Genomic DNA, 17,546 nt, shown 5'->3' with positions numbered 1-17,546 from the left:
TCCCTCGTCCTCCAAAGACATTGCGGCCAACAACCTTCGCAGGCTTCCATCCCCATCCAGAAGTCGTGACCACGACCACGACGCCCCAGAGGGCCAGGGTGGCTCTCTACCGACCCTCGATCCCGGTCTCGCCGCCACACCGAGCACACCATCCAGCGCCGCCACCACCGAACACGGCCCTATCCACACGAAAGTCCTAGCCGCTTGCCTGTCTCGAGCCTGTCCATCCGCACTGTTGCGGTCGTAGTCATCGCCACGCTGACTGTGCTGAGCGGTTGTGCCACCCAGGAACAACCCACATCCCCACCCCCGCCGGCAACCTCACCAGAGATAGTCGCAACACTGACCCCAGAACTCGACCACCTCCACGCCCTACACATCCGCGCCGACGGCACCATCCTCGCCGGAACTCACACCGGCGTAGTCGCCCTCACCGCAGACGGAACCACCAGCCGGGTCGGCGCCTCCGACGACGACTTCATGGGACTGACCGGGGTACCCGGCTCTGACCGGCTCTTCGCCTCCGGCCATCCCAGCCCGCGGAGCTCGGCACCCAACCCGCTGGGACTCGTCGCCAGCGAAGATGGCGGGCAGACATGGACACCGAGATCGGTGGCCGGCCAAATCGACTTCCACGCGCTCGCCACCAACGGACAACTACTCGTAGGCTTCGACGGAATCAACCGCCTGCTCGTATCGACCGACGACGGGACAAGCTGGAACACCGGCGCGTCCCTGGCCGCAGCAGCACTCACGATCACCGACCACGGCGTCTGGGCGACCACCCCCGCAGGGCTGCAACACAGCACCGACGACGCCCAGACCTTCACAATCGTCCCCGATGCGCCGGCCCTAGCCCTCCTGGCGGCCGCACCCGATGGCACGCTCTGGGGCATTGACACCGCCAACACCGTCTGGCGCAGCCCAGACGGCACACACTGGGAACAACGCAGCACCATCAGCAGTGTCACCGCGCTGGTCGCCAGAGACGCCGAAACTGCATACGCCGCAAACGGGCAATCGCTATACACGCTCAGCTAACGGACTCGTGGGGAGCAACGAAGGAAGGAGGCGACTGAGATCCGGAAGAGCGTTTAGATCTCGCCCACTCCTCGCGAGAACCGCCTAGGTCGCCCGGGCACCCCCCTCTGTCAGATCGCCTTGGGCGGGGACGGCCATCGAAGGCCCCGCCAATCGGCTGTCCTGGTAGCTGCAGTGATGACATAACGTAAAATCGGCGATGAACAAGGACGAGTGAAAACAGATGCGAGTCAGCACCTTTGGGTTCTGACCGTTCCCCCGATGCTAAGCAAAGATCACTACCCTGGGTTGGAGTGGCGCCACGTCAGTGGTTGCCGCCTGGCTCCCGAGTCCGTTGTCAGCTGGAACTCACACTGGGCGGGTTCTAGTCCGTAACGTACGGACTGAGCCTGTCTAGGCCCGCCCCCTGTTACTCGTCATACTTCAACACGTCTCGCTACCGGCTGAATGACGCAGGGGGAGAACACCTCTCACGGTGATGTGACATAAGTGTTGCCACTCACGTACCCCTAACCGTTGAAGGGTGGAAGGCCGAAATGTCGAAGCGCAATGAGGGTTGCGATGATCTCCACGATGGCGATGAGAAGCGCCGAGATCGCAATGCCAGCGCCGCGTTCGTACGGCCGTCTTTGGACTTCGGAGAACGCAATGAACGCGAACACAACAGTGACCGGGATCAGGCCCAGGAGCGCGGCGAACAGTGCGAGGCAGGCACAAAGGTTCGTCGTTTCTTCAGGTTTGGGCAAGTGGACTGGGTCCGCGGTGAGGGTGACGCGCGAGCCTTCGCGACGAGTTACGGGCACGCTACTGAGCCGTCCAATCGCCAAACGGCAGACCAACACTGAATAGCAACACGACCACAACCGCTATCTCAACGACAGCGATGACGATGGCAGCGACGGCTAAGCCGAAGCCTTGCTCGTGCGGTCGTCGTGCTGTCTCGCGGATCGCAATCCACGCGAGAACGATCGCGGCCGGCACAATTCCCGCGAGTGCCGCGAATAGTGCTGCGATGGCGCAACCGTTCGTCGTTTCATCAGGGTGATGGCCGTACGGGGTCACCTGCGTGCGTCCACGCGTCAGAGTGCTGCTCATGCGTATGCCGTCAGTGCAGCCGAAGTAGTTCGTCGTGGCGTTGTCATCGACACATAAAAGGGCACGTCTGAGTGTAGGTGCACCGCGCTGAGCCGCAGTACGTCGGATATACAACTCCTCGGCGTGCCGGTGCTTCTCGGCGTACATCGAACAGTTCTAGTTGGGACTGTGTCAGCTGGAGTGGTGGACGAATACCCTCCTGACTTCAGTGTGCCAAGGTCGTACCCCGTCCGACCATCCGCGCCTGGCTTGCCGGTGTCGGCATTCACCACCAGCGCTGCGAGGGAAGGCTCCCCCGCGTGATTGCACTCATCCGACAACGCGTCGAGGACGCGCGGCAACCTATTGCGTAGCTCGACTCCACTCATGCCGATCGCCGTTCCGAGCTCTTTATAAGTCAGCAACGTTCTACGCATTGCCGCGACAGTAAGCGCAGCTCGTGCTCGCGCGACCTCATCTTTCCAGTCTTTAGCCATTCCCCCAATGTAGGGCTGCGGCTAGCTGTGTGTACCGCGTCGGCGACGTCATCCAATGATCCGTGTCCCACCACGGCCCGGCCGGACCTTACACGACCGGTCGCGCGCGGGGCTAAGTTACTCGCCCTACATCAACACGTCCCGTTACCAATTAAGCAGCCAAGGTGCCGGACCTCCGCTGAACCTCGAAGCTGCGACGCGACCCATGTCGTCGTCCGACGAACGCATCGGCAACGACCTTGCCTCACGTTCCGATGAGTTCCTACTTTTACAGCGCAGCGGGCCGGCGTGATGAACATCCAGACGTCTCGTGCGCCGTCCAGTCGGCCGACAGGCGTGACGAACAATTTGGCGTCTTGTCCGCCGAACCCGACGCTAGCCGCTCTTAGGCCGATTCCTTGCCTATGTCGTCAACATGACCGCATGTTGTCTTTCGTCACGTGTGACGAAACGCATGTGTGGCCGCGCGTTGCGGCGAACCACCCGACAGGCTTTGTCGGAGTACAGCATCCGGAGTCTGTCGAGCGATGTGACAGTCGGCGACCAGGATGACCTACCATGCCTGTGGTCGGTCTGGTTCACCGTTCGCCCCGTCCGCCGGGCGTGTGCCCGCACACGAACCCGAATTCCGTTGAAATCAAACGACTGCTGCCGTCAGCAGTCGCCAACGCCACCGGTTCCGACGGTGAGTTTTCGCTGCCGAACCCACAGGGAGGGTAATTCCTATGCCGCACAATGAGTCACGGTCCGACCGGTCGTCGGTGGCGGACAGGGTCGCCCAGACCACCGGGGAAGCCATCCGCGCGGCGCGCGCCCACGACTCCGAGGCGTTCGGTGCCGCGACCGACCTTCTCGCGTTGCACCCCGAGTCACGGGAGGTGCATGCGCTCATGCTGCGCGAACTCCTCGAGACCGTGTTCCCCGATGGGCTGACCGGCGATGATGTGTCCGAGGTGATGACCAGCACCAGCCGTGCCGCCGCCTCGTGGACTTCCGCCGTCAGTCCCACAGCGGTAGCCCTCGTGCTGACCGGCGCGTTGGGAGTGGGCGACACCGCCGACCCCGATGCGCTGCCGTCCGCCGGCCTACTGGACGCCGAGACCACCGCCGCTGCCCTCGTGGTCATCACCGACCTCACGGCACGTGCCGATGTCGACCCGATGGAGTACGTGACCCGAGCTGTGGACGAGATTCGTCGCACCCAGACAATGGAGATGCCTTGATCGGTGGTCACACGGTGACCGCGAGCCGCCTGTCGTGTTGGATGACGACCTGCACGCGGGACCGACTGCGAGGGCCCAGCGGGGTCGAACGCACCTACGTGCAGAGGCGAACCTCGACTAGATGACCTGTGCTGTCATCAGCTCGCGACGCGTATGACGACCTTGCCGCGCACGTGACCGGACTGGCTCCGCTCGTGCGCGTCGGAGGCATCAGCGAGATCGAACACCTCCGCGATCTCCGGCGTGAGATCGCCTGCGTCGGCGAGTCGGGCGAGTTCGGCAAGATCCGCGGGGTCGGGACGCACCCAGACGCAGTGGCCGCCGAACTCGTCGCGCGCCCGCGCGTCGGTGATCGAGGCGACCGTGCCGCCGTCGCGCAACACGTCCTCGACCGAGTCGAGTGCGTCGCCGCCCACGTAGTCGAGGATGACGTCGACACCCTGGGGCTCGAGTGCCCGTACCCGGTCGGTGAGGCCCTCGCCATACGTCGTGGGCTCGGCGCCCAGACTGCGGAGATAGTCGTGGTTCGACTCCGAGGCCGTCCCGATCACGCGTGCGCCCAGGGACCGGGCGATCTGCACGGCGAACGTTCCGACTCCGCCCGCGGCGGCGTGAACCAGCACGGTGTTTCCGGACTGAACTCCTGCCCGGCGGATGGTCTGCAGAGCGGTGAGACCGGCCAGCGGGAGCGCCGCAGCCTCTTCGAAGGACCAGTTCGACGGCTTGTGTGCCAGGGTGCGCACCGGGGCGGCGACGAACTCGGCGAACGTCCCGCCCGCCACTTCCCCACCGACGACGTCCTTACGGACGTAACCGAACACTTCGTCGCCGACCTGGAACTCAGGTGTGTCCAGGCCGACCTGCTCGACCACTCCCGCGACGTCCCAGCCCGGGACCACCGGGAAGACGGTGTCCATGATCTCGGCGAGATAGCCCTCGCGAACCTTCCAGTCCACGGGATTCACACTGGAGGCGCGGACGCGCACCAGCACGGAGTCGGGTCCGACTTTGGGCGTGGGCAGGTCGGTCAGTTCCAGGACGTCGGGACCGCCGAAGCGGTCATAAGTGATTGCTCGCATGGTGGCACCAACGGGACGCTCGTCGGAATGATTCCAACAGCTCGGCGATGTCTGCTGACGTCCCATCGTCGTGATGCGTACCGAATGCGCCCGTTATCCGGCAGGCCGGGACGTGGTCCATCGCGGGAACAACCAGCGCAATCCCGGCCCGAGCCTGCTGGACGAAGCCCGGTCGCAGCATGAAAAACATTGTGCCGTAGTGTTTTCACCCGTGAATTTCGCTGCTGCCGACGCCATCGTGACCGACTCCACTACCCACGCCTGCGTGTGGTGCTCATCCAGCGACGACATCGCCGAACTCCGCGGCGAACCGCGGTGCGGGCGCTGCCGCGCGGCAGAACAGACCATAGCGGCGGCCCGCGAGTTCGTCGGCTTCTATGGTCTGCGACCCTTGGGCGCGTCAATGACGTCGGACGACGACGAAGAACGCGAACACCGGGTGGCGGCCCGTGACGCCTGGGCAGTGCTGAATCGGACCCGCACACAGCCCCCACCGCGCGTCCGGTCCGGCCGGCGCGGTGTCACACGATCCGCGTCCACCACCACAAACAAGGACGGCAGCACAACGGCTCGCAAAGCCAAGAACGTCGGGGCCGGAAGCGCCCGCCCTGCGGACGTCTCCCGACCCGACCACGAGGAGCTCATGAGCCGCGCGCAGTCCTTGCTGGCGCAGCTCGCCGAGATCGAGGAACGGCTGGCAGTCGCGCAGACGGACCCCGGACTGAGCGGCAAGGCCAAGGCGAGCGACTTGACCGCCAAGCGCGATTCGGTGCTGCGTACGCTCGCCGCTCTGGAAAAGGCCAAGCGGGCCCTGGAGCCGGCCTGAGTTCTCACGTGCCAGGACGGTTGTGATCCGAAAGGCGATGAACCGTTCCCCGATCCTCCTCACGGAGTAGCGAACGGGAAAGCGCGGTCCACAGCGATTCCACCGTCACCGCCACAGCGACACGATCAGGACGAGGGTGAGCAGCTTCAGGGCCCAATCCCCGAGGTGTACAGCTGCCGCGGACAGGGCCGTTCCCTCGTGGAAGACCGCGCCCGCGAACAGTACCAACGGGATGAGGAACAGCCCCGCGGCGAGCAGAAGTGCACCGGTGGCATCCGGATCGAGTTGCGCGACCAGACCGGCGACGAGGAGTACGAGCAGTGCGTTGCGGATGAGTTCGACAACCGGCGTCGCCCAGGTCGGTCGGTGTACTTCCGCCGCGGCGGGTGCACCCACGACGCCGTAGTACACACCGCTCACCAGGAACGCGGCGACCGCTGCGGCCACGCACGCCAGTACGTTCACGCTGCCCAATGTCTCATCCGATCGGTAGGTGCAGGGTCTGACACCACCCCGATACAACACTCATCGGTGGTAGAAGTGTTGCCCCGACCCAAAGCCCACGCGTGCGTCGGCTTCTCAGTCGGCACCGACTCCGGAGAAGAACGTCCGGACGGCGACATCGGCGGCGCGGCGACGCGACATCACCCCGCCGGCGATCGAGACCGCACCGACAAAACAGAGTGAATAGAACACCCCGGCCAGCCATCTCGTTTCGAGATCACCGGCGATGGCACCGTCTTTCTGCGCCCGAGAAAGGACCTCCGGAAGCATCTGGTCCTCTTCCTCAGCCCACTCCGGGTGGCCGTCGAACCGGTGTGGGTCGGCGAACAGGAACACGATGACGTCGTCGATGCCGATGATCACCCGCATCAGCGATTCGAGTGCTGCGCGAGCCGATTCGCACCCGTCGACCGCTTCGCTCGCCTGCCGCTCGAGAACGCTCCTCGCCTCGACGAGCGCCGCATCGACGAGAGACTGACGGTCGGGGAAGTGGCGGTGCAAGGTGCTGCGGCTGACGTCCGCCCGGTCGGCGATGTCGCCCAGGGACGTCGAGAAATCAGTTGCCCACGCCGCGATGGCGGCTGACACTATGGCCTGTCGGGTGCGCAGGCGCACGCCCGAGACGGCAGCCGGTTCCGGCGCATCGTTCACCTGGCCGAGACTATCCACCACACTCGGGTCTCTGCAACACACTTGATTGAAAATGGGACATCGATGTGTCATTGTAGAGCTTGCATGTTCCGCTCGGGAGGGCTCACACCATGACGACTTCGACAACCGCGGCCGATCCCGGGCAGACCCCGGATATGCCCATGCGCGCCAAACTCGTGATCCTCTGGGACTACATACGCCCCTACCGGGGCGTCCTTGCCGTGGGCGTCGTCCTCGGGTTGCTCGGCACCGCTGCCGAACTCGCGACCCCGCTGGTCACGAAGTGGGTGCTCGACGGTCTTGCCGTGTCGGAATCTCTGGCGGCGCCGATCACCGTGTTGGCCGTGTTGCTCGTCGCCGGGTCGGTGATCGGTCTGATCCAGACGATCATGCTGGGGACCCTGGCCGAACGCATCATCCTCGCCACCCGCACCGGACTGATCGGTCACCTGCTCCGCGTCGAGGTCCCCGAGCTCGCCCGTAGGTCGAGCGGCGAGATGGTCGCGCGCGTCACCTCCGACACCCTGCTGATCCGCGAAGCGACGACGTCGAGCATTGTCAACGGTGTCAACGGTTTCGTCGGTATGGTCGGCGCGCTGGTACTGATGGCGTTTCTGGACCTCCCGCTGTTCGCGACCACGATGGTCGTCGTGGTCATGGTCGGGATCGCCGCCGCCGTACTGATGCCGGGGTTGGCGAAGGCGCAGCAGGACGCGCAGGCCGAGATCGGTTTCCTGGGTGGCCGATTGGAGGGGATTCTTCGATCGATTCGCACCGTCAAGGCGAGTCGGGCCGAGGCGCGGGAATCCGACCGGATCGGAGAGTTTGCGCACCGGTCGGCGAGCAAGGGAATCCGGGCCGTGCGTATCGAAGCATGGGCCTGGACGATCACCGGGTCCGGGATCAATCTGGCGGTGATGGTCGTCCTGGCGTTCGGGGCCTGGCGCGTCGCCGACGGTTCGATGGCCGTCAGTACTCTGATCGCATTCCTGCTCTACGGATTCCAACTGATGATGCCTGTCTCGCTGCTCACCCAGAGTGTCACGGCCTTACAGTCGGGATTGGCCGCGGCTGCGCGGATTGCCGAGATCTCCGACCTGCGAACCGAATCCGACGACGAGGTGGTGGCGAATCGCACGTCGGCTCGGGTCGACCGGACCGCGTCCGCACTCGAACTGCGCGACGTGGTGTACCGATACGCACCAGACTCCCCCGCTGCGCTCAACGGCATTGACCTGACGATCCCGCGCCGCGGACACACTGCCATCGTCGGACCGTCGGGTGCCGGGAAGACGACCATCTTCTCCCTCTTCCTGAAGTTCCTACGACCGGATCGCGGCGAGATCGTGCTCGACGGCCGGGCGCTCGACCAGTGGACACTCCACGACCTGCGAGCACGCATCGCCTACGTGGAGCAGGACACCCCTCTGGTCCCCGGAACGGTCCGCGACAACCTCGTCTACGCGGCGCCCGAGGCGACAGACGACGAGGTGTGGCGTGCCCTGTCGGCCGTACGGATGGATGAGCGTGTCCATTCCATGCCCGACGGCCTACTCACCGACGTGACCACGTCAACGCTGTCGGGCGGGGAACGGCAACGGATCGCGCTCGCCCGCGCGCTGGTGGTCGACCCAGAACTCCTCCTGCTCGACGAGGTGACCGCGCAACTCGACGGGTTGACCGAGGCGGCTGTGGCCGAGGGCATCCGTCGACAGGCCACTCGCGGAGCCGTCGTCACCATCGCGCATCGGCTCTCGACGATCATGGACGCCGACCAGATCGTCGTCCTCGAAGCCGGTCGGGTGCGGGCGGTCGGCAACCATCGGAGCCTGCTCGCCACCGATGAGCTCTACCGAGAACTGGTGGCCGCCATGCGTATCGACACCGACGTGGACGCTGCCGAGCTGAATTGATCCGACACCCGCCCACCCGGCACAGGCCGGGTGGGCGGGTGTCGGGCCGGCGGGTCGGGTCAGAACCGCCCGACGACCACGTTGGTGGTCTGGACCCGTGCCCGGCAGTCGCCGTCGGTGAATCGGACCCGGGTGAACACCTCGTCAGCACCGTCCCGGTCCTCGTTGAGAACCGAGCTCGGAACGACGAACTCCCGGAGATACTCGAGCCCGCGGTCGGAAGCCCGGAGGAACCCTTCGGTCCCGACCGAGGTGCCCGGGAAGTTGCGGTCGTAGAGGTACTGCTCCCGGCCGTCGTCGCCCAGCACGATGTAGTGCATTCCACCGCAACCCCGATCGTTGATGTGGGTGACGAATCCGACCGCGTCCGCTCGTGTCATCGGATACAGGCCCTGGATGATGATGCGGTTCTTGCCGGCACCGGTGATGTTCTGGTCGACGATCGTCAGCGTCGCGCCCGGTGTGCGCGCGGGTGCTGCCGAAGCCGTCGTCGCAAGCGGCGCGGCGACGCCGATGACCGCGGCGATCGACAGTGTCGCGCCGAGGCGAGCGATGACCTTGCCACGACTCCGGGGCGCGCTCATGACCGCACCGCCTCGACGACGCGGTACTCCCAGTCGATGGAGATCCCGCCGGGGACCGGTTGCTGCCGAGACTCGGCGAGGGAGATCAGATCGGCACGCAGTGCGTGCTTGCCGCCCTCGTCGAGCTTCGACGCCGCGGAGAACGTCGGACCGTAGTAGCCGAGGAACAGGTCCGCGAAAGCGGCCGCGTCGACGAACCGAACGGTCAGCACGGCGGTGTGCGAATCGACCGAGTGCACACGATCGCCGAACAGCGATGCGACGTACTGCTGATCGCCCCACCGGGTGGCGGGACGCGCGCCCGGCGGCGGCGTCACGTGGCGGCCGACCGCGGCGAGCATTCCACCGACGAAACCGTCTGCGGTCCAACTCGTGACCACGATCTTTCCGGCCGGGCGGACGACTCGGGTCAGTTCGCGCGCGGCCTGCTCGTGATCGGCGGCGAACATGATGCCGATCGACGAGATACCGGTGTCGAACGCGGCGTTGCCGAACGGCAGGACCTCGGCCGGGGCTTCCACGAAGTCGACGTCGAGATGTTCTGCGGCTGCCCGACCCCGGGCGATGTCGAGTAGTGCCGGCACGTAGTCGATCGCGGTGACGTCGCCACCCTGGCGGGCAGCGGCGAGCGCGGAGTGGCCGGTGCCGGTCGCGACGTCGAGGACGCGTTCGCCGGGGATGACCGATGCCGCGACCACGGTCGCTTCATTGACCGGCACGGTCAGCGCGGCGATACGGTTGTAATCGCCGCTGCGCCAGACCTTCTGCTGCTTCTCCCGCAGCGATATCAGGTCTGGTGAGAGAGATGTCGTCATCGGATTGTCCATTTCTGTGTGGTGGGACGACTGGCCGTCGGTGACCGTTGTCGGTACCGGCGCACCACAACAGTCGGTCACCGGGCGTACGGACGGCATCGGTGAGGACCTCCCATCTTTCGCCGAACGTCCTTCCCATGAATGGGTAGACCCACCTATTCGAGCGTCGGGCGGCCTACACTCGGACGGTGCGATTGTTGGAGAGAACCGAGCAGTTGTCGCAGATCAGCGCGGCATTTGACCGGTTGCCGGTGGGTTCGGCATTCTCCATCGCCGGCGAGAGCGGTGCAGGCAAGACGACGCTGATCGCGCAGGTGTGTGCGACCGCCCGGGACGTGCGTGTGCTGCGGGTGGCCTGCGATCCACTCGACACACCACGTCCACTGGGTCCCGTCAAAGACCTGGGCATCGGTGTGCAACCGATGATGCTCGCCGACGTGTGCGAAGCCGCCTTCGCTCATCTGGAGGCTGAACCGACGCTTCTCGTGGTCGAGGATCTGCACTGGGTCGACGCCGCGTCGACCGATGTGCTGAGGTTCATGTGTCGACGCATCGAGTCGATGCCGCTCGTTCTGCTCCTGACGCATCGAGAGCTCGAGCCCCAGGCGGCAGCGCGTGCCCTGCTCGCCGAGGGCGTGTGCCGGATAGAGCTGCCGCCGCTCAGTGTCGAGGCGATCGCGGAATTGGTCGAGGGTACGGGTCTCGATCCCGTGCGGGTCCATGCCGCGACCGGAGGTAACCCCTACTTCGCGACCGAGGTCTCCCGCGAACCCGACCTGCCGATCCCGTCGTCGGTGCGCGATGCGGTCCTGGCGCGGACGACCAAGGTCAGCGCGGCCGATTTCGAAGCCCTCCAACTGATTGCGGCGTCGCCGGAACGGGTGTCGGACACCGCGCTGCCGGTCCTGCGGATCGGTTACCCCACTCTGCAGCGTCTCGCCGACACGGGACTTCTGGAATGGGGGCCCGACGGCATCCTCTTCCGACACGAATTGGCCCGTCGGGCAATCGAATCCACGATTCCGCCGGGTGGGGTGGCCCATCTGCACGCGCAGCTCCTGGACGCACTCGAGCAGCTGGGCACCGTGCACCCGTCGGTGTTGACCCACCACGCCGTCGCCGCCCGGGACTCCGACCGCGCCGTCCGTCATGCCTGCGCCGCAGCCGAGGACGCCATCCGCGGCGGAGCGCACACCGAGGCCGTCGCGTACTACGAGATCGCCAAGCAGCACCAAGTCAATGCTCCGGCTCGCGAGCGTGCCGAACTGTTGTTGGCGCTGGCCAACGAGCAGTACATGGTCAGCCGACTGCGCGATGCGATAGCCAGTGTGAACGAGACCTTCCCGTTGTGGACCGAACTGGGTGACGACACCGGGTTGGCCACGGCACATGTGGCCGTCGGGGTCTACGAGTACTACAGCGCGAACCGGCAGAGCGCGGAATCGCACCTGGGCCGTGCAGCGGAGATCGCCTACGGGACAGGGGCGTCGACGGTGTACAGCGAGGCCCAGATCCACCGCGCGTTTCTCGCGTTCATGCGGGGCGACGTGTCGGGAACGGCGTCCCTGCTGGCCGACACCGCGTCGGCATCCGACGAGGAACTGCGGCTGTGGAACAAGGTCGTCTCGGACTCGGCTGCGCTGTCCACCGGCGAAGTCGACTCTCGCAGAAGACTTCTCGATCACATGGAAATCGCCCGCACCCTCGGCTTCGACGAACTCGCCTCAACCGTCTATTCACAGGTGGCCAGTCTCGATGTCGAACAGGGAAGGTACCGGGCTGCCGACCGGATCCTCGACGCGGGTCTCCCGTTCACGGTGGAGCGCGACATCCAGATCTGTCGCCACTGGCAGACCGCGGTGCGGAGTCGCCTGCATCTGACCCGCGGACACTGGAACGGAGCCCTCGAGGACGCCGGGGCGGTCATCGACGCCGACGGGATGCCGATCGCCACGCTGTGGCCGCTCCTGGTCACCGTGCTGGTGCCGCTCCGATGCGGCGCGTCGTTCGACATCGACGAGATCGAGGACGCCTGGACTCTCGCCAACCAGATCGACGAACCCCTCCGACGGCTCGCGGTCCTGACCGCCCTGGCGGAGATCAGTTGGATGACCGGGGCCGAGGACGCCCGGGTCACCGCGGCGCACACCCTCGACGATGACGGAACAGAATGGGGCACAGGGAGCCTCGCCGTCTGGCGTGCGAGGCTCGGGTTGTCGACGCAGACCGGGCCGATCGCGGCGCCGTACCGGTTGTCGCTCGACGGTCGGCACGCCGATGCCGCGCGCTGGTGGTCGGACGCGGGTGATCCGTTCGCATCGGCGATGTGCTGGTTGGATTCCGACGAACCAGCCCGTGGTGTGACGATGCTCGACGGACTCGGCGCCGCGGGTACCGCCGATCGTGCGCGTGCGTTGATGCGCGAACGGGGTTGCGCCACCGTCCCGCAGCGCCCTCGGCCCACGACACGCGTGAACCCCGGTGGCCTGACGAACAGGCAACTCGAGGTCGCCCGCCTGGTGGCGGAGGGACTGTCGAATTCGGAGATCGCCAAGCGGCTGTACATCTCGTCGAAAACCGCGGACCATCACGTGTCCGCGGTCCTGGCGAAGCTGGGTATGACGTCGCGTCGTGAGGTGCTCGCGCAGGGCGCCGCGTTGGGGCTCCGGTAGCGCGAACCCGCGGAACGAAAAAAGAGTGGTGGGCATCGCCGGACGGTGTTAGCGTGAGCCGCGCTGTCCGGTGGGGGCAGCACGAGACCTGGAGGTGAGTCGATGGTTGCCGTCGAGATCGCTGGCATCGTCAGCATCCGAACCATCCCTGTTCCTCCAGCCCGTTGCTGATCCTCGAACACCGTTCTCGCACGACCGACTGAGTTGCGAGTCGGATGACTCCTGGGGTCGCGGGCTTTCCTCGAAAGTCCCCAACAGTGAATTCTGCAAGTAATTCGTCTTTTCCCGTCGAGCTCGCCGCTCTCGGCTGGGACGAGCATTTCTCCACCCTGTACACCGACCGCGCGTCCGACGACGAGCTACCAGCTCGCATCGTGCGGGTGGATCGCGGCGGGTGCGACACCATCACCGCATCAGGTCCGGTCCGCGCCATCCGCGGTGTCGGGCGGACTGCGGAGCGCGAACAGTCCGTGTGCACCGGCGATTGGGTGGTGCTGCGCCGAGACGACGGGCAGGCCCGGATCGTGCACCTGTTGCCGCGCCGGACGGCGATCGCGCGCGCGAGTTCGGATCGGACATCGGAACGGCAGGTGCTCGCCGCCAACGTCGACACGGTGATCATCGCGGTGTCGGTCGCGGACAGGGTGAATGTCGGTCGCGTCGAACGCCTGCTGACCTTGGCCTACGACGCCGGCACCCGGCCGATCATCGCGTTGACCAAGTCGGATCTGGTTGACGATCCTCTTCCGGGTGAGGCGATGGTCGCCGCGGTCGCTCCGGGCGCCGACATCGTGACGACGAGCACGATCACCGGCGCAGGCGTTGATCTCCTCGAGTCCACCATGACCGGCACCGCCGTCCTGCTGGGCTCGTCCGGCGCCGGCAAGTCGAGCCTGGCCAACGCATTACTCGGTCGTGAACAGATGGCGGCCAACGAGATTCGTGCGGTCGACGGAAAGGGTCGGCACACGACGGCGCACCGCGAGCTGCTGCTCCTGCCGGGAGGCAAGGTACTCATCGACACACCTGGCCTGCGTGGGATCGGGGTGCAGGATGTCGCCGAGGCGGCCGGCCGTACGTTCGCCGACATCGAAGAGCTGGCTCGTGAGTGCGCGTTTCGCGATTGCGAACACCGCAGTGAGCCGAGATGTGCCGTACAGGAGGCGATCCGGGACCGCCGACTCGACGCCGGCCGGCTGGAACGCTATCGCAAGCTGCTGAGGGAAAGCGAGTGGTCGGCCGCTCGGGGCGACGCCCGACAGGCGAGCAAACGGAGCAAGCGGGACAAAGCGATCACGCGAGACATTCGCGCGATGTACCGGTTCCGGGACCGGCAGGCCTGACGGGCCCTTCGTGACGCGCCCTCCGCAAGCTCCGGGCGCTCCTCAGGGAGCAGGGGGTCGCCCTTGCAGGCTCCGGGCGCTCCTCAGGGAGCAGAGGGTCGCCCTTGCAAGCTCCGGGCGCTCCTCAGGGAGCAGGGGGTAGCCCTCGCAAGCTCCGGGCGCTCCTCAGCGAGCGAGGCCGCGCTGGTCGTCGACGGACCCGTCGAGGTTGGCCAGCGCGGCCCGCGCGGCTTCGAGTTCCTGACTGAGTTCGTCGATGCGGCGTTGCGCGGCCGTTCGGGCCGATTCGATGACGGCGTCGACCGCGGCGATCGCGGTCTCGTCATCGAGCTCCCGCATCGCCCGGGCCACCCGGTCGGCGGTGATTTCGACGGGTTTCGCCAGCTTTCTGGTTCCGACCGCAACCGACAGTGTCCACGTGCTCTCCCCTGCCGCGGTGATGGTGACCGTGGTCGGCGCGGTCGGCGCCTTGGCCTTCCGCGACGGCCTGGTCGTCGCAGGCGCCGACTCCGCCGCCCTCGGCGGGGCATCCGTCGCAGGACGCGCCTTTCGGGACGGGCGGGCGGAATTCGATTCCTCGACATCTGTTTTCGATGACGACGTCGGTTGTGGCTTCGGGGGCGCCGGTTCCGGTGTGCGTCGACGAACCGCAGCGGTCGCAGTGGTGGCGGCCGCCGGTCGGTGACGTCGCAGTTCGTCGGCTTCGAAGGGCAACTGGTCGTCGACGCCCCTCGGGCTCACCGTCACTGTCGTACCGTCGATCGACACGACTCGCGCCGAGGCGCCGGCCTCCAGGTTCAGCGATGGCATCGCATCGCGCAGATAGACCGTGGCTCGCTTACCGGCCGCGAGTGCCGCGGACAGCGACTCCAGGTCGTCGGGACTCAAGCCGGCCCTCGTCTGTGAACTCACCGCGCCATTGTCGCACATGCGTGCGAATCAACGTTACCCATCCCTGCGTCGCGCCATTGGCGCTTCGCCGTTTGCGCAGTTCAAACCTAGTAGCTATGACCGTTATCGTTTCGTGACCCTTCGCATCGGTGTGGCCTCGAACGTCGCCGCCGGGTCTCTGCGAAACGTTCGCGGCCCTAATGTTCTCGGGGAAGGTAACGGGTCTTCGGAGGGACAACTTGTGACAGAGGCCAGCACCCCGACACGCACATCGTCGGTCAAGGCACGCGAGACCCCGATTGCCGATCACGCATATGCAGGCGTCACGATCGCGGCGCTGCTGTGCGCGACCTCGGCAGCGACATTCCTGACGCTCTTCCCCTGAACCTGCCGTCCCTCAGACCTCAAGTGGAAAGCACCACAAGTGCTCATTGCCGGTGTGTCACCTGCGTCGACTTCGGTCCGCAGGTGGCACACACCACTTGACGATCGCACATCGGCGCCAGGAGGCCCGTCTTCAGCCCGCTGTCACCCGGGTGAGCTGTTCAGACACCGCCCACAGACGCGATGCCGCTTCGCGATCACGGAACGGTTGCCAGGGTTGCCGTACTCCGGGCGGCCCGCCGGCGTCACCGGGCCACCGTGGTCCGAAGAACGCATCATCGGGCGTCTCCGGCTGCGTCGCCGCCATCAGTGCTGGGAGGGCAGCGGTTTCGACGGTGCCCACACCGACGCCGTGCCGCGACATCCACTCGATCACCCGCCGGCCGCTCGTCGGCGCGGTCCTGCCGACCTCAGGACGAGCGGCGAGAAGGCTGGTCGGGGCGACGCCCGGATGGGAGATCACGCTCGTCACATCCCAACCGGCAGCGCGACTTCGGCGTCCGAGTTCGAGTCCGAACAGCGCGCACGCGATCTTGGACTGGCGGTAGGCCTTCATTGCGTCGTAGTGGCGCTCCCAGTTCAGATCATCCCAATTGATCGAGCCTCGTTTTGCCGCGATGCTCGTCTGCGAGACCACCCGTGCCTTCCCGGACCGGAGCAGCGGAAGCACCGCGACGGTCAGGGCGAAGTGTCCTAGGTGGTTGGTGCCGAACTGGACCTCGAATCCATCGCCTGTGGTCAGGCGTTTCGGCGGAGTCATGATCCCGGCGTTGTTGATCAGGATGTCGATCGGTGTGCCGTCCGCCCGGAGCCTGCCGGCAAGCGCCTCGACCGATGCCATCGATGACAGGTCGACGTCCTCCATCGTGAGTGTGGCGGCGGGGTGACGATCACGAATGCGCTCGACCGCCCTCGCCCCCTTGTTCGGATCACGCACCGGCACGACCACTTCCGCACCGGCGCCGGCGAGCGCATTCGCGATCTCCCACCCAATGCCGTCACTCGCGCCGGTCACGACCGCTCGACGGCCCGTGAGATCGGGGATGGACAGGCTGTATCTGCTGTTTCGTGTCATGCGGAGCTCCTGACGGACTCGGAATGTTCTCGCTTCCAGTCTTGTGGCGGGTCGCACCGTTATCCACGGCCTGTCGATCCGTGGCTCCGCGGTTCCGGGCGCGCAAGAATGGCCGAATGATCGATCGACCCGGTCTCGCTGGCTTCCTTCGGGTGAGGCGTGCCGCCCTTCAGCCCGAAGACGTCGGACTGCCTCGCGGGCAGCGCCGTCGCACAGGTGGACTCCGTCGCGAAGAGGTGGCTGCCCTGTGTCACATGTCCGCCGACTACTACTCACGACTCGAACGCGAGCGCGGCCCGCAACCGTCGCCACAGATGGTGGCCGCCATCGCTCGGGGCCTCCACCTCTCCGTCGAGGAGCGAGACCACCTGTTCCACCTCGCCGGCCACCGGCCGCCCATGCGCGGACCCGACCGCGAGCACATCTCCCCGGGCATGATGCGGATCTTCGACAGGCTCGCCGACACCCCGGCCGAGATCGTCACCGAACTCGGCGAGACGTTGCGCCAGAACCGACTCGGGGCGGCACTGGTCGGCGACCTCATGCGGTTCGACGGGCCGGCGCGGAGCATCGGCTATCGGTGGTTCACCGATCCGCGGGCTCGCAAATGCACCCGTCCGACGACCACGACTTCTACTCACGTATGTACGTATCCGGACTACGAGGAGTGGCTGCGCTACGAGGCCCGCAGTCGTATGCGGCGTCGCTCGCGGAACGGCTCACAGGCGAGAGCGAAGAGTTCCGCGAGATCTGGGCACGGCACGAAGTGGGTATAGCGCCTCGCGAGATCAAGAGGTACGTGCACCCCGACGTGGGATTGCTCGAGCTGAATTGCCAGATCTTAATCGACCCGCGGTGTTCGCATTCGCTGCTCGTCTACACCGCGACCCCGGGCAGTGCGAGTGTCGAGAAGCTCCGGTTGCTGTCCGTCGTCGCGGCACCCACGGCGACCTGACACCCGGCAAGCGAAGCCG

16 protein-coding genes and 1 pseudogene are annotated in these 17,546 nt (G+C 66.1%); 8 read left to right on the top strand and 9 right to left on the bottom strand.

The features are described from left to right. Nucleotides 1-204: 204 nt before the first annotated feature. A complete protein-coding gene (locus B1818_RS20990; protein ID WP_074848798.1) occupies nucleotides 205-1,041 on the top strand; it encodes a F510_1955 family glycosylhydrolase in 837 nt (278 codons plus the stop codon). Nucleotides 1,042-1,550: 509 nt separating this feature from the next. Here B1818_RS20990 and B1818_RS20985 read toward each other — a convergent pair. Together B1818_RS20985 and B1818_RS24225 are read right to left on the bottom strand one after the other, a co-directional pair. Continuing rightward, nucleotides 1,551-1,787, bottom strand: a complete 237-nt coding sequence (locus tag B1818_RS20985; protein WP_074852728.1) for a hypothetical protein — start codon at nucleotides 1,785-1,787, stop codon at nucleotides 1,551-1,553. Between the two features lie 58 nt (nucleotides 1,788-1,845). Continuing rightward, nucleotides 1,846-2,283 (bottom strand): hypothetical protein, encoded by a 438-nt coding sequence (locus tag B1818_RS24225; RefSeq protein WP_084811750.1) that lies wholly within the window; start codon nucleotides 2,281-2,283, stop codon nucleotides 1,846-1,848. A 1,054-nt stretch (nucleotides 2,284-3,337) separates the two neighbouring features. Here B1818_RS24225 and B1818_RS20975 point away from each other — a divergent pair. Next, nucleotides 3,338-3,835 carry a hypothetical protein gene (locus B1818_RS20975; RefSeq protein ID WP_058250554.1) on the top strand — a complete coding sequence of 166 codons (498 nt, stop codon included), beginning with the start codon at nucleotides 3,338-3,340 and terminating at the stop codon, nucleotides 3,833-3,835. Nucleotides 3,836-3,972: 137 nt separating this feature from the next. Here the strand turns inward: B1818_RS20975 and B1818_RS20970 are convergent, their stop codons facing one another. Then, nucleotides 3,973-4,914, bottom strand: a complete 942-nt coding sequence (locus B1818_RS20970) for an NADP-dependent oxidoreductase (protein ID WP_058250553.1) — start codon at nucleotides 4,912-4,914, stop codon at nucleotides 3,973-3,975. Between the two features lie 238 nt (nucleotides 4,915-5,152). On the opposite strand from B1818_RS20970, the gene B1818_RS20965 reads away from it, so the two are divergent. Further along, entirely contained in the window at nucleotides 5,153-5,740 is a 588-nt protein-coding gene (locus B1818_RS20965; protein ID WP_175404278.1) for a hypothetical protein, read from the top strand. A 105-nt stretch (nucleotides 5,741-5,845) separates the two neighbouring features. Here B1818_RS20965 and B1818_RS20960 read toward each other — a convergent pair whose 3' ends face one another. Continuing rightward, nucleotides 5,846-6,205, bottom strand: coding sequence for a hypothetical protein (locus B1818_RS20960; protein ID WP_223258902.1), 360 nt, complete (start codon nucleotides 6,203-6,205; stop codon nucleotides 5,846-5,848). 114 nt (nucleotides 6,206-6,319) lie between these two features. Further along, nucleotides 6,320-6,895, bottom strand: a complete 576-nt coding sequence (locus tag B1818_RS20955) for a TetR/AcrR family transcriptional regulator (RefSeq protein ID WP_058250550.1) — start codon at nucleotides 6,893-6,895, stop codon at nucleotides 6,320-6,322. Between the two features lie 110 nt (nucleotides 6,896-7,005). Here B1818_RS20955 and B1818_RS20950 point away from each other — a divergent pair, with 110 nt between their 5' ends. Continuing rightward, nucleotides 7,006-8,808, top strand: a complete 1,803-nt coding sequence (locus B1818_RS20950; RefSeq protein ID WP_068970859.1) for an ABC transporter ATP-binding protein — start codon at nucleotides 7,006-7,008, stop codon at nucleotides 8,806-8,808. A 59-nt stretch (nucleotides 8,809-8,867) separates the two neighbouring features. Here B1818_RS20950 and B1818_RS20945 read toward each other — a convergent pair whose 3' ends face one another. Both B1818_RS20945 and B1818_RS20940 read right to left on the bottom strand, forming a co-directional pair. Next, nucleotides 8,868-9,392 (bottom strand): hypothetical protein, encoded by a 525-nt coding sequence (locus B1818_RS20945; protein WP_065629969.1) that lies wholly within the window; start codon nucleotides 9,390-9,392, stop codon nucleotides 8,868-8,870. After that, nucleotides 9,389-10,207 (bottom strand): class I SAM-dependent methyltransferase, encoded by an 819-nt coding sequence (locus B1818_RS20940; protein ID WP_078113874.1) that lies wholly within the window; start codon nucleotides 10,205-10,207, stop codon nucleotides 9,389-9,391. The genes B1818_RS20945 and B1818_RS20940 overlap by 4 nt, the downstream gene beginning before the upstream one ends. 188 nt (nucleotides 10,208-10,395) lie before the next feature. On the opposite strand from B1818_RS20940, the gene B1818_RS20935 reads away from it, so the two are divergent. Then, nucleotides 10,396-12,879: an AAA family ATPase gene (locus B1818_RS20935; RefSeq protein ID WP_254859777.1), complete on the top strand. Its 2,484-nt coding sequence runs from the start codon at nucleotides 10,396-10,398 to the stop codon at nucleotides 12,877-12,879. A 257-nt stretch (nucleotides 12,880-13,136) separates the two neighbouring features. Further along, nucleotides 13,137-14,222, top strand: a complete 1,086-nt coding sequence (gene rsgA / locus B1818_RS20930; protein WP_058250546.1) for a ribosome small subunit-dependent GTPase A — start codon at nucleotides 13,137-13,139, stop codon at nucleotides 14,220-14,222. A 165-nt stretch (nucleotides 14,223-14,387) separates the two neighbouring features. Here the strand turns inward: rsgA and B1818_RS20925 are convergent, their stop codons facing one another. After that, nucleotides 14,388-15,152: a DUF6319 family protein gene (locus B1818_RS20925; protein WP_078113868.1), complete on the bottom strand. Its 765-nt coding sequence runs from the start codon at nucleotides 15,150-15,152 to the stop codon at nucleotides 14,388-14,390. A 202-nt stretch (nucleotides 15,153-15,354) separates the two neighbouring features. Here B1818_RS20925 and B1818_RS24220 point away from each other — a divergent pair, with 202 nt between their 5' ends. Beyond that, nucleotides 15,355-15,498 carry a hypothetical protein gene (locus B1818_RS24220; protein ID WP_156422431.1) on the top strand — a complete coding sequence of 48 codons (144 nt, stop codon included), beginning with the start codon at nucleotides 15,355-15,357 and terminating at the stop codon, nucleotides 15,496-15,498. A gap of 132 nt (nucleotides 15,499-15,630) precedes the next feature. On the opposite strand, the gene B1818_RS20920 is transcribed toward B1818_RS24220, so the two are convergent. Beyond that, nucleotides 15,631-16,572, bottom strand: coding sequence for an SDR family oxidoreductase (locus tag B1818_RS20920; protein WP_078113867.1), 942 nt, complete (start codon nucleotides 16,570-16,572; stop codon nucleotides 15,631-15,633). A gap of 116 nt (nucleotides 16,573-16,688) precedes the next feature. Here B1818_RS20920 and B1818_RS20915 point away from each other — a divergent pair. Further along, nucleotides 16,689-17,527, top strand: a pseudogene (locus B1818_RS20915) (helix-turn-helix transcriptional regulator). Nucleotides 17,528-17,546 lie beyond the last annotated feature (19 nt).

The sequence above is a fragment of the Gordonia sp. IITR100 genome (assembly GCF_002009645.1).
Classification (GTDB): Bacteria; Actinomycetota; Actinomycetes; order Mycobacteriales; family Mycobacteriaceae; genus Gordonia; species Gordonia hongkongensis.
The sequence above is the reverse complement of the archived record's forward strand: the minus strand, read 5'-3'. Positions and strand labels throughout refer to the sequence as shown.